The organism is Janthinobacterium sp. P210005 (assembly GCF_036231865.1).
In the GTDB taxonomy this organism is placed as follows: domain Bacteria; phylum Pseudomonadota; class Gammaproteobacteria; order Burkholderiales; family Burkholderiaceae_D; genus Janthinobacterium; species Janthinobacterium kumbetense.
On sequence record NZ_JAZARC010000005.1, the window covers coordinates 220,905 to 233,478 of the forward strand.

The 12,574-nt window shown below is 61.4% G+C and carries 9 protein-coding genes; 1 reads left to right on the forward strand and 8 read right to left on the reverse strand.

All coding sequences use genetic code 11. The annotated features are described in order from the left end of the window. Positions 1 to 100: 100 nt before the first annotated feature. Positions 101 to 1,405: an ABC transporter substrate-binding protein gene (locus VPH40_RS20240; RefSeq protein ID WP_099664784.1), complete on the reverse strand. Its 1,305-nt coding sequence runs from the start codon at positions 1,403 to 1,405 to the stop codon at positions 101 to 103. Positions 1,406 to 1,715: 310 nt separating this feature from the next. Between VPH40_RS20240 and VPH40_RS20245 the strand changes: the two genes are divergently transcribed. Further along, on the forward strand, positions 1,716 to 2,984 hold the full coding sequence (locus tag VPH40_RS20245) for a maltoporin (RefSeq protein WP_289906556.1): 1,269 nt from the start codon (positions 1,716 to 1,718) through the stop codon (positions 2,982 to 2,984). Positions 2,985 to 3,063: 79 nt separating this feature from the next. On the opposite strand, the gene VPH40_RS20250 is transcribed toward VPH40_RS20245, so the two are convergent. The 7 genes from VPH40_RS20250 to VPH40_RS20280 all read right to left on the reverse strand — a co-directional run bounded on the left by VPH40_RS20250 (position 3,064) and on the right by VPH40_RS20280 (position 12,564). Next, the gene (locus VPH40_RS20250) at positions 3,064 to 5,448 is read right to left on the reverse strand and encodes a chitinase C-terminal domain-containing protein (protein ID WP_328574339.1); all 2,385 of its coding nucleotides are present in this window, start codon (positions 5,446 to 5,448) and stop codon (positions 3,064 to 3,066) included. Positions 5,449 to 5,560: 112 nt separating this feature from the next. Next, positions 5,561 to 7,018 (reverse strand): glycoside hydrolase family 19 protein, encoded by a 1,458-nt coding sequence (locus VPH40_RS20255; RefSeq protein ID WP_328574340.1) that lies wholly within the window; start codon positions 7,016 to 7,018, stop codon positions 5,561 to 5,563. A 298-nt stretch (positions 7,019 to 7,316) separates the two neighbouring features. After that, positions 7,317 to 7,931: a SorB family sulfite dehydrogenase c-type cytochrome subunit gene (sorB, locus tag VPH40_RS20260; RefSeq protein WP_328574341.1), complete on the reverse strand. Its 615-nt coding sequence runs from the start codon at positions 7,929 to 7,931 to the stop codon at positions 7,317 to 7,319. A 10-nt stretch (positions 7,932 to 7,941) separates the two neighbouring features. Next, a complete protein-coding gene (gene sorA, locus VPH40_RS20265; protein WP_328574342.1) occupies positions 7,942 to 9,168 on the reverse strand; it encodes a SorA family sulfite dehydrogenase catalytic subunit in 1,227 nt (408 codons plus the stop codon). Continuing rightward, complete coding sequence (locus VPH40_RS20270) at positions 9,161 to 10,594, reverse strand: amino acid permease (RefSeq protein WP_099664790.1); 1,434 nt, start codon at positions 10,592 to 10,594, stop codon at positions 9,161 to 9,163. Before VPH40_RS20270 ends, sorA begins: the two co-directional genes overlap by 8 nt. Positions 10,595 to 10,874: 280 nt before the next feature. Continuing rightward, positions 10,875 to 11,669, reverse strand: coding sequence for an ABC transporter permease subunit (locus tag VPH40_RS20275; RefSeq protein ID WP_058049276.1), 795 nt, complete (start codon positions 11,667 to 11,669; stop codon positions 10,875 to 10,877). Positions 11,670 to 11,748: 79 nt separating this feature from the next. Continuing rightward, positions 11,749 to 12,564: a taurine ABC transporter ATP-binding protein gene (locus tag VPH40_RS20280; protein ID WP_071324509.1), complete on the reverse strand. Its 816-nt coding sequence runs from the start codon at positions 12,562 to 12,564 to the stop codon at positions 11,749 to 11,751. Positions 12,565 to 12,574 lie beyond the last annotated feature (10 nt).

Genomic DNA, 12,574 nt, shown 5'->3' on the forward strand with positions numbered 1-12,574 from the left:
TGGGGCAAGAAGGAACAATCGCCGGCAAAAATCTGGGGTCAGACCCGTCGGGTCTGACCCCGGCTTTACGCTATTGGAGCAAGCAAACTATGCAGCAGGCTTACTTGTAGTACCCTCCTTTGCGCATCTCGCGTTCAGCCGTCTGCTGCGACAATTCCAGCGCCTGGTCCACCGTCACCTTGCCCAGCAACGCCGCCGCCATCTGCTGGCCGGCCGCCACGCCGATCACCTGGAATTCGGGGATCGACGCGAATTGCACGCCCACATATGGCGATGGCGGCAAGGTGCTTTGCACGGCGCGCGTGGTGGCCAGGGCCTTGCCTTCGGCGGCGGCAAATTTCGCCACTTTCTGGAATTCGGGGCTCGCATACGTCGACTTGCGCGTGCCCGTCGGCACGTTGGCCCAGCTCGTTTCCTTGGCAACCAGTTTCACGTAGTCGGGCGAGGTGGCCCAGTTGATGAAGCGCTGCGCCTCGTTCGGGTGCTTCGAGCTGGACGGGATGGCCAGCGACCAGATCCACAGCCAGTTGGCGCCCCGCTCCGTCACGCCCACGGGCGACTGGGCGAACGCCACCTTGTCGGCCACCTTGCTTTGCTTGGGGTCGGTGATGAAGGAGGCGGCGATGGTCGCGTCGATCCAGATGCCGCATTTGCCCTGGTTAAACAGCGCCAGGTTTTCATTGAAGCTGTTGGCTGCCGCGCCCGGCGGGCCGTATTTCTTCATCAGGTCGACATACATGTTCACCGCGTCTTTCCACGGCTTGCTGGTAAATTGCGGCTTCCATTGCATATCGAACAACTGGCCGCCATAGGAATTGGCCATGGTGGTGATCAGCGCCATGTTGTCGCCCCAACCCGGCTTGCCGCGCAGGCAGATGCCGTACACGCCGTTGGCCGGATCGTGCAGCTTGGCCGCCACGTCGCGCAACTGGTTCCAGGAAGGACGGTCCTCGATCGTCACGCCCGCTTTTTTCACCAGGTCGCTGCGGTACATGATCATCGAGCTTTCGCCATAGAACGGCGACGCGTACAGCTTGCCGTCGCCGGAGAGGCCTTCGCGTATGGCGGGCAGCAAGTCGTCGATATCGTATTTGGCGTCCGGTTTGATGGGGATCAACCAGTTTTTCTTGCCCCAGATGGGCGTTTCATACAGGCCGATGGTCATCACGTCGAACTGGCCGCCCTTGGTGGCGATATCGGTGGTCATGCGCTGGCGCAAGACGCCCTCTTCCAGGGTCACCCATTTGAGCTTGATGTCGGGATTGGCTTGCTCGAAGAACTTGCTGAGCTTTTGCATTTCGATCATGTGGCCATTGTTGACGGTGGCGATGACGAGGTCGGTTGCGGCGAAGGCGGACGAACTGAGGAAGCCGGCGCACAGCGCGGCAATGGCGGAACGTTTCATTGTGTGTCTCCAGTGTTTTTTGTCGTTGGCAATGCTCAGGTACTTAGCACCACGACCACAATGTAGCACCAGACTTTGATACTTTCTGATACTCCAAAACCGCAATTCGATACTCCTTTGCAAGCCCACTATGCGCAAGAGTATCGACATTGGATAAAAACAACACTTTGAAAGAAAGTATCGTCACTTGTTCGTTTTGTATCAGGGTGGTTAAAAAAGCGCTGCTAGACTTGGTTTTCGGCATTAGACCGTGTGCGGTGACAGCCTTCCGGGGCGCCACCGCTACCACCTACATTTTTCTGGAGACCGCATGAACCGCACTGCCTTGAAAACCTTGCCTGCCCTGCTCCTCGCCATCGCCAGCGCTTCCGCCATGGCCGACCCCATGTACCCATCCGATTCCGAAGGCTTCCACGGCTACCTGCGCGCCGGCGCCGGCAGCAATACGTCGGGCGACGGCGGTTCGCAAGGCTGCTTCGGCCTGGGTGGCAATACCATGAAATACCGTCTGGGCAATGAGTGCGACGCCTACACGGAATTCGGCTACACCAAGTCCGTCGCCAAGTCCGGCGGCGTGAACTACCTGGCCACCATCTGGGTCAACGCTTATGCGCCAAACTCGGATTTCGGCGACAACAAGCTGGGCATCGTCAAGGCCTACGTCGAAGCGCAGGGACTCGATTTCCTGAACGGCGGCACGGCCTGGATCGGTAAACGCTTCTACTACCGTCCTGACATCCACATGCTGGACTTGCAATACATCAATATGAACGGCACGGGCGCCGGCCTGGACCGCATTCCTGCCGGTCCTGGTAAATTCTCGTATGCCTTCTTCAAGGACAACGACGTCAAGGTCGCGTTGCCGAACGGCGGCGTCAACACCAAATCGGCCGTGCGCCAGAACTTCATCTACGGCGAGATTCCCGTCAATGAAAACGGCACGCTGGACCTGGCCGCGACCTACATCATCGGCGAAGGCAAGGATGACGTCGCCACTGGCAAGCGCAATAACGGCTGGCAGCTGTCGGCATTCCACCGCCAAGGTAAAGTGTTTGGCGGCGGCAATACCTTCGGCGTGCAGTACGGCGTCGGTCCCGGCACGGGCAAGGGCGCGCAGTTCGGCGCATCGGGCGACACCAATTTCGGTTCGGACGTGAAACGCACGCGTATCTTCAATGACATGGCGATCCAGCCGATGGCCAACTTCGGCATGGAATTCGTCGCCCTGTGGCAAAAAGACGAGTCGAACGCCAACGGTTCCTCGACCTGGACCTCGGTTGGCGTGCGCCCTGTGTACGCATTCACCGACAACTTCAAGCTGGTGGGCGAACTGGGCACGGACCGCGTGACGCAAGCGGGCGGCCTGCCGGCCAAGCGCCTGACCAAGCTGACCATCGCGCCGACGATCTCGGCCGGTCCTGGCCTGTGGTCGCGTCCAGAGCTGCGCGCTTTCGTGACCTACGGCAAATGGAACGATGCGGCCACCGCCTCGGTCAACGCGTCGAACAACGGCGGTCCGATCTACAACAACAATACCAGCGGCACGTCCTACGGCTTCCAGGTGGAAACGTGGTTTTAAGCCAGCTTAGCTAACGCCAGAAACTAAAAAGGGCGGAACCGCGGTTCCGCCCTTCTCTGTTTACATTACCGGATTCAACTTACGGCAGCGCCACCGGCAATTCCGGATACTCTTGCGTCAGCGCATACTTGGTGCCGCCCACGGTGACCGTGTAGTTGGCCGGTCCAGAGATCGGCAAGCGGTAATTCAAGGTCAGCGCCACGGAGCCGCCCGGCGCCAACGATTGCCAGGCGGGAATCGCAAAGCGGGCCCGGTTGTAGTTCTTCGTGAAGCCGCCGATATTGTTTGGCCCCGTGTAGCCGGCATTGATCACCGTCAAGCCGAAGCCGGACTGGTCGCTCATGTCCGACGGCGCCGAGACGGGATAGTCGAACTCCACCACGGTGCCGCCCGGCAAGGTCGAAGCCGTGTTGTTCTTCACCGTCATCACCGGATTGATGGGGAAGTTGTTGTCGCCCAGCTTCCAGCCGCCCAGGGTGATGCTGACATTGGCCGCCGTGCCCGGCATGGCGATTTCGGCGCGCTTGTTGCCATACGCGCCAGCCGTGCGGAAGGCCTGGTACAGCACGTCCGTCAGGGTGGTACCCATGAAATACTCGCCCTTGCCGCCATTGCGCGTGGCATCCCAGGCATAGTCGCCCGCCATTTCCCAGATCATTACGCCGCCGATATTGTTGTTGACGATGTACTGGGCCTTGGCCGCGATCGACTGCGTGGTTTCCGTGGAAATGAACACTTTCTTGGTCGCATTCCACAGCCACGGCGCCACCATGGTGCTGCTGTAATACGGCACATAGGTGCCCACCAGCGCCTTGTCCGTGACTTTATACGCATCGAGGTAGCTCGGCACGATACCGTTCTGCAAGTTCAGCGCATGCCAGATGGGGTTGCCGCCGCCTGGCGTCGGTTTGCCCTGCGAATCCAGGTCGTACCACACGTTGTCGATGCCGGTGGCCCCCGTGCCGCACGTCTTGGTGCCGGCGCACGTGACCGTGGAACTGATCAACGGCGTCGTGCCCCACAAGCCATTCGTGCCACCCGTCACATCCTTCCAGCCCCGCGTGTAGAACGGCACGCCGATATTGATGCGCCCCGCCTGCATGGCGCCACGGTAATAGCGGTAGGCCCAGTCCGTGTTCAGATAGCCGATATTCTGGAACTGGTAGGCGTTACCGGCGCGCAACTCACCGTCGTTGCCGTCGTCAAACAGCGCCGCGTTCGGTCCCACATACTGGTTCCACGCGCCGTGCAAGTCATACGACATCAGGCTGGCGTAATCGAGATATTTCAATCCCGACATGTTTTCCTCCCCCCGCAAGACCCAGCCCGAGGCGGAGCCGGCGATGGTCAGCAGGTAATATTTATTGTCCTGCACGGCCGCTTCGTCGAGCTTCTGGCGCAGCACCTTCAGCAGCACGTTGTAGCTCGTCATCAGGCCCGCCAGGCGCGGCTTCGAGACGGCGAAGTCGTTCGGATTGCCCGCTTCATTGTTGGTGGTCGGATGTTCGTAATCGACATCGACGCCATCGAAGAAGTTGTACTGGCGCACGAAGGCCACCATGGAGTCGGCCAGGGTGTTGATGCCGGCCGTGTTGATGCTGCCGTCCGCGTTCGTCGTGGCCGTGTAAAAGCCGCCGCTGCCGGCCCAGCCGCCCACGGAAATCATCAGTTTCACGCCCGGATACTTCTTCTTGTATTGCGACAGCAAGTTGAAGTGGCCCTTGTACGGCAGCGACGGGTCCATGGCGGCGGCAGGCACGTTTGGCCACGTGAGGCCCGTATCGGGATTGGCCGCGCCGCTGCCGATGGCGATTTTTGACGTGGCCGGATCGACGGAGGCAAACGCATAGTTCAAGTGGGTGATCTTGTCCCACGGCAAATTGTTCACCAGGTAAGTCGGGCTGCCATCGGCGCCCGTGCGCCAGCTGGCGAAATAGCCGACGATGCGCCGGTTCAAGCCATTGCCCAGCACTTCGCGGCCATTCGCGTCGTACACCTTGCAATACGGCACATTCGGCACGGCCGAAATCAAGCCGTCCGGACGGCAAGCCGTGGGCGTTGGGGTCGGCGTTGGCGTTGGCGTCGGCGTCGGCGTCGGCGTTGGCGTTGGCGTTGGCGTTGGCGTTGGGGTCGGCGTTGGGGTCGGCGTTGGCGTTGGGGTCGGCGTTGGCGTTGGCGTTGGCGTCGGTGTCGGGGTCGGTGTTGGGGTATCCGTCACGGCCCATGGGCCCCACTGGTCGGTGGCGCTGGGGACATTGCCCTGCGTCCACCACTTGGCCTTGTAGGTGACGCCCTGGTACAGCACGCACTGGCCGCCCGTGTAGACGGTGGCGGCATCCCAGACGGCGCACGCTTCCGCGGCGGCCAGCAAGGTGTTGGGCGTGGCGGTCGTGCCTTCCTGGCCGCCGCCGCAAGCGACGAGCACGCCGCTGAGCAGGGCCATCAATAATGCATTCGATTTCATGTTGTATTGGTCTCCGTTATGGTTGTACAGGTTGTACGTTGTGAGCTGTTGCAGGCCCCTGAAGGGGCTCTTGTCAACTGTTATCCCTGGCCGGCTATTCCTGCATTGACTGCTACTGCAACTTCACATTCCAGTTGGCTTCCACGCATTTCACGTAGTTTCCGGCCAGCAAGGCGCTGTACGGGGTTTGGTAACTGACCAGCTGGCATTGGTTCTCGCCACCCGCGCTCCAGTTTTTCTCCCAATAGATGTTGTAGGAGGCGGAACTGGCCGGGGTGAAGCGCTGCATGTTGGCGCAAGACAATTGTTCGCCGGAATAATCCCAGCCCATGTCGGCGGCAAATTGCTTGTAGTAATCGATGCGGTTTTGCGCGGCCTGCTTTTCCGTGCCCTGCCCGCATTCGGCGTTGATGATCATGATGGTGGTGGCAAAGTTATTGCCCGCGCCAGCCGTCGTATCGGCCGCGTTCGGCACCCACGTGCCATCGAGCACGTGCAGCATCGACGGTTTCGGCGGTTGCGGATAAACGAAGAAGAAGGTGGCCGACGCCAGGTTCAGCCACGTCGAGGCCACCAGGTCCGGATTTTTCAGCAGCACGGATTGATCGCCGTCATGCATGGCTTGCGAAAACGGCCCATAGTTGTAGTTGTACGACAGCTGCTTGGCGCCACGGCCGAAATACTTCTTGAAGCTGCCGTCGGCGTTCTTGCCGCAGGTCCACACCTTGTTGAAGACAGGGTCGGCGCACTCGATGTTGTAGCCGCAGCCGGCGCCCGTCTCGTCGCAGCCCAGTTCGCGCAAATACTTCAAGCCCTGGCGCCATTGCGGCAGCGGGCTGCTGGCGTTGTGGTCGCCCGTTTCCTGCCCGAAGTGGGCGAACATGGTCGCCAGGCTGTGGCGGCAGATGGCGTCCGCATTGCGCCCGTCGCTGTAGTCGTCGCACACGGCGGGGAACTTGGCCACCGCTTGCAGGAAGCGCTGATACGTATAGCTGGCGTCGCGCGCGGCAAAATAGTAATCCCACTTCGCCGCCGGCAGCAGGCGCTCGACGCGCTTGACGTTGAGGGGATTGCTGGTCAGGCCCGGCTGCACTGCTTCGACGGCCGCATTGCCCAGGGTGCGGATCGAGGCCTTGACCTTGCGAAAGAAATCGTTATTCGTCAGCGCCGCCTCGTTGGCCTCGGCCTGGGCCTTGGTGGGAATGCCGGGCGTAGGCGTGGGTGTTGGAGTGGGCGTCGGGGTGGGTGTCGGGGTGGGCGTCGGCGTCGGGGTGGGAGTCGGCGTCGGCGTGGTGCTATCGAGGCTCCACGGTCCCCACTGGTCGTTGTTCGGCGCCGTGCCCTGCACCCACCATTTGGCCCGGTACACCTTGCCGTCGTAGACAGCGCACTGGCCCGCCGTGTAGACGGCAGCGGCGCTCCAGGCCGCGCAATTGTCGCTGGCGGCCGTGGCGGCCAGCAGGGTCGATGGGGGTTCGGTGGTGGAATTGCCGCCGCAAGCGAGCAGCGCGCTGCCCAGCAGGCCAGCCATCAAAGGCGAGGCCAGCCGGCTAATTTGCCGTGTCTTCACAATGTCTCCTGAACGTTATACGAAAACTATCGAAGTAGCTTTTATGTTGTACGTAAAGAAAGCACAGCGAAGCGTCGGCTTTCTGCACAGAGAATGCGACGCCCTAAATTGGTAGTCAAGTGGTTTTATATAACGGTGTTTTTTACAATACCAGTGCATGCAACCGCCGCGTTGGCAAGCGAGGTAGCGGCGAATAGGGGACGTAAAAAAAAGCCCGCTGCATGATGGCAGCGGGCAATACCGCGCAGGACGGGTGGCGGCAAGTGGTATTAAGGGTCGCCGCGCGTCTGAGACGAACTTATCTGTTCAGCACGTATTTCGCCAGGGTCGCCGCATCGGCTTCGCTGAGCTGGCTGAATGGCGGCATGGGCACGGGGCCCCATTTGCCGGCGCCGCCACTGCGGATGTTGGCCGCCACGGCGGCGATGCCATCCTTGCCCTTGTACCTGGCCGCCACTTCCGCAAAGCCGGGGCCGACCACTTTCTGGTCGAGGGCGTGACACGCCATGCAGCCGTTCGCCGCCAGCAAGCTTTTGACATCCTTGCCGCCGGTAGCCGGGACGGCGGCTGCCACGGGCTTGGCGACGGCGGCGGCAGGCACGGCGGCGCCCCGCTCTGCGCCATAGGTTTTCACCAGGTAATCGACCATGGCCGGCACGTCCGCGTCGTCAAACTGGGCGCCGAACGGCTTTTTCATCTTCTTGACGGTCGCTTCCCAGTAGGCGCGCGGCGAGGCGGGCGGCTGGGTCGATGCGTACTGGGCCGCATGGCACGTCATGCAGTTGCGCAGCACCAGCTGGTAGCCGGGCAATTCGCTGGGTTTGTAGGTCGCCGTTTCCGGCGGCAAGTGGATGTCCAGCGCGCACGCGCCGCCCGCCGCCGACAGTGCCAGCGCGGCAAGTAATATCTTCATATGGTTCTCCTCAGACTGCCTGGATGCGCGTGGTTTCCACCACGTTGCGCATATAACCCATGGGATTCCACAGGGCTTTCATGGGCTGGCTCTGGCCGATGCGGTTGACGGCGCGCACCATCAGCACATGCTTGCCCTTGCGCGGCGCCTTCATGAGCATCGTCCACTCGCGGAACGAAAAGCGCCCCAGGTCCTTGCCCAGCCTGGCCTCCTGCCAGCTCTGGCCGCCATCCACCGAGACGGTCACCTCGCTGATGCCGTGGCCGCCATCAAACGCGATGCCGCGCAGGGCCAGGTCGCGTCCCGCCTTCACTTGCGCGCCATCTTGCACGCTGGTAATGAAGGAGCGCACGTTGAGGCGGCTGATCGGCGTCGTCTTGCCCACGGGCGCGCCCGGTTCGATGAAGCCGGAACCATTGTCGGGAATGCGGTAGCCCGTGCTCATCCAGAAGCCGTCGAAGGGCTTGTCGAGCACGGTGATTTCGCTCAGGTGCTTGACCCAGTAGGTGCCGTAATAGCCAGGCACGATCAGGCGCAGCGGGTAACCGTTCAGGAAAGGAATGTCCTCGCCATTCATGGCCCAGGCCAGCATGACGTCGCCGGCCATGATGTGCTCGACGGACAAGGCTTTCTGAAAGTCGGGACCGTCGCCCACGGGCGGCGTTTCCAGGCCATTGAAGGCCACTTGCACGGCATTGGCCGCGATGCCGGCCTTTTCCAGCACGGTTTTCAGGGGGATACCCGTCCAGCGGGCATTGCCCATGGCGCCATTGCCCAGCTGCCCGCCATTCGCACGGGGGGCAAAAAAGCCGCGGCTGTTGCCCGAACATTGCGTCACGGCCACCACGTCGACGGGCTCGGCCAGCTGCTTCAGTTCCGCCAGCGACAGTTCCAAGGGCGTCTTGACGAGGCCGGCGATGCGCAGCCGGTAGCTGTCGCCGTCTATGCTGGTGGGCAAGCCGCTCCAGTGATAACGCACGAAAAACGCATCGTTGGGCGTGATCGCGCCTTCATTGAACACGCCGAACGGCGTTTCCAGCTGCGGCGGACGGCTGGTCAGCAGGATCAGCGGGCGCTTTTGCGGGAAGGCCACCAGCTCGCGCTCGCCGTTTTCAAACGGCAAGGTGACGGAAGCGGCCAAGGCTGACCCAGGCCCCGCCACTGCGGCGGCGCCCAGGGCGGCCGTCGTGCGCAGGAAGCGGCGCCGGCCTGCGGGCAACAAGGTCGTGTCAGACATGTTTGAGCTCCACTTTGGTGTCGGCCGCCTCACCGCCGTTGCGGTCGTCGTTGACCAGCTTCTTGATGTAGTACATGACGCTCAGGATGACCACGCTCAGCAGGCCGAACCAGAACGACACGCGCTGCTCCGTATCGGACGACACGCTCATGGCGCCCAGGATCACCAACATGGCGATGATGGTGAAATACGTCAGGTAAGGAAACAGCCACATGCGCACCTTGATGCGTTCCGGGCATTCGCGTTCCAGGCGGCGACGCAAACGCAATTGAGATATCGCAATGAGCAGGTACACAAACAGGATCAGGATGCCGTAAGAGTTGACGATGAAGGGGAACACGAGGTCGGCCGACACATACGAGACGGCAATGGCAAAGTAGGCGAACAAGGTGCTGAACAGGATGGCGCGGATCGGCACGCCGTTCTTGCTCAGTTTCACGAGGCCCGTGGGCGCATCGCCGCGGCGCGTCAGCGCAAAGATCATGCGCGACGAAGCGTACAGGCTGGAATTCAAGGCCGACAGCACGGCCGTCAGGATGATGGCGTTCATGATGTGGGCCGCGTACGGGATGTTCATGACGGTCAGGGCGCTGACGAAAGGCGTGGCGATGGCCGGCGAATCCCAGGGCACGATGCAAACGACGACAAACATGGAACCCACATAGAACATCAGCACGCGCGTGATGACGGAATTGGTGGCGCGGGCGATGGCCTTGGCCGGGTCCGACGTTTCGGCGGCGGCGATGGTGACGATTTCGGCGCCCGAATAAAAGGCCGTGGCGGCGACGGCGCCGCTGAGCACGGGGCCCCAGCCATGCGGCATGAAGCCGCCGTTGCTGGTTAAAAAGCCCAGGGTCGGGATGCTGTTAGGCAAGCTTCCCGTGATGAACAAGGCGCCGACGAACAGGAAGACGATGATGGCGACCACCTTGATCGAGGCGAACCAGAACTCGAATTCGCCAAACGCCTTCACGGAGAACAGGTTCAGGATGGTCATCGACACGAGCAGCACCAGGCTGATCGACCACGACGGCACGTCGGGCAGCCAGAAGTTGACCAATTTCGCACCGGCAATGGCTTCCAGGGCCACGACGACGACCCAGAAATACCAGTACATCCAGCCGCTCATGAAGCCGAGGAATTTCGACACTTTCGGCTTGTCGTCGAAAGCCAGGCGCGCATATTCGTAAAAGGAGCCGACCACGGGCAGGGACGAGGCCAGCTCGCCCAGCATGCGCATGATCAGGACGACGAGGCCGCCCGTGAGCAGGAAGGAAAGGATGGCGGCCGGGCCGGCAGCCTTGGCGATGACGCCGCTGCCGACAAAGAGGCCGGCGCCGATCACGCCGCCGATGGCGATCATGCTCATGTGGCGTTGCTTGAGCGAGTGCTGCAAGCCGGTACTGTTATGCGATTCGCTAATCATGTTTTGTCTCCTGAAAATCTCTGAAGCTCGGTGCGCCCTGCCTGCTGCGGCTTGTTCTTGCCGCGCGGCTTTGTTTTATTTAGGCAACACCGTCAAGCAGCATCGATACATCGTGTGAATCAGTCTGGTTGGCCGCATTCCATAAGTCAATCTGGAAATGCAGCGGCCCGGCGCGGCGCCCGAGGGGCAAGCGCGCTGGAGGGTAAGTACGGCTTATTGCGGATTAAAAAAAGGGAGCGGCGGCAACACTTGTGGCGTGCGCGCCACTCCCGGGAACGTCTTACACCTTGCCCTTCCATGGCACGAGGGTACGTTCGAGGTAACGCATCATCAAATCAAACAGGAAAGCGAAGAAGCCGATCACGATAATGCCCATGATCACCACGTCGCTGGCCAGGAACTCGGAAGCGCTGAGCACCATGTAGCCGAGGCCGCGCGTGGCCGCCACCATTTCGCCCGCCACCAGGGTGGTCCAGCCCACGCCGATGCCGATGCGCATGCCGGTGAGGATTTCCGGTATCGCCGCGCGCAAAATCACGTGCACGATCACCTGGAAACGGGTAGCGCCCATCGAGTAAGCCGCATGGATTTGCTCCAGTGAAACAGAGCTGACGCCGGCGCGGGCCGCGATCGCCATCGGCGCGAAGATGGCCAGGAAGATCAGGTAGACCTTCGAGAATTCGCCGATGCCGAACCAGATGATGACCAGTGGCAAGTAAGCAAGCGGCGGCAATGGACGGTAGAACTCGATCAAGGGATCGAAAATGCCGCGCGCCACGCGGTTGACGCCCATCATCACGCCGACGGGAATGGCAAACAGGCAAGCCAGGCCAAAGGCGCCGAACACGCGCACCAGGCTGGCGACCGTGTGTTCCCACAGGGTGGCGCCGCCGAAACCGGTGGTGGCCGCCATGATGAATTTTTCATACACGGCTTGCGGCGAAGGTAAAAACAAGGGTTTCACCATGCCGCTGGCCGTCACGCCAAACCACAGCAAGAGCACGGCGATGACGGTGACGGTGGCGATGCGGCTGGAATTGCCCTGCCCCGGCGCGCCGAACGCTTCGCCGGGCATGGCGCAGCGGGGGGCGAACAGGCGGCCAAAAAAACCGGCGCGCTTGGCGGTGGTGGGAGGAAATCCCACGACGGATGGGCTATGCATGGGACACCTCCAGCTCTTTATTGACGGCGCGCTCGTCGCCATAAATGATGTTGAGCACCGTTTCGCGCATCTTGATGAAGTCAGGGCTCGATTTCACGGCACGCGCATCGCGGCACTCGAGGAAGCGCTTGTTGAAATCGAGTTCATACGTGTGCGTGATGCGGCCCGGACGGGGCGACATGACGATCAGCCGGTTCGCCAGGAACAGCGCCTCGTCGACGCTGTGGGTAATGAAGAAGAACATGGTGCTGGATTTGGCCCAGATATCGAGCAGCAACTCCTGGATGGTTTCGCGCGTGAGCGCATCGAGCGCCGCCATCGGTTCATCCATCAGCAGCATGGCGGGATTGCTGGTCAGGGCGCGGGCGATGCCCACCCTTTGCTGCATGCCGCCCGACAATTGATAAATCATATTGTCGTGAAAGTCCTTCAAGCCGACGAGCGCCAGGTTTTTTGCCGCCTGTTCGCGCCGCACGGCTTTCGGCACGCCTTGCAGCTTCAAGCCGAATTCCACGTTTTCCATCACGTTCAGCCACGGCAGCAAGGCATGTTTCTGGAATACGACGCCACGGTCGGCGCCCGGCCCTTCCACCTTGTTGCTGCCCAACATGATCTCTCCCTTGGACGGAGCGATAAAGCCCGCCATCAGGCTCAGCAAAGTGGTCTTGCCGCAGCCCGAGGCGCCTAGCGCGACGACGAAGTCGCCGCTATTGATGGTGAGATTGATATTATTTAAGGCATGTACGCGTTCACCGGCCGTCTTGCCCGGATAAATCACGCTGACATCCTTGACGTAGAGATTTTCCATCGTGTGCCCC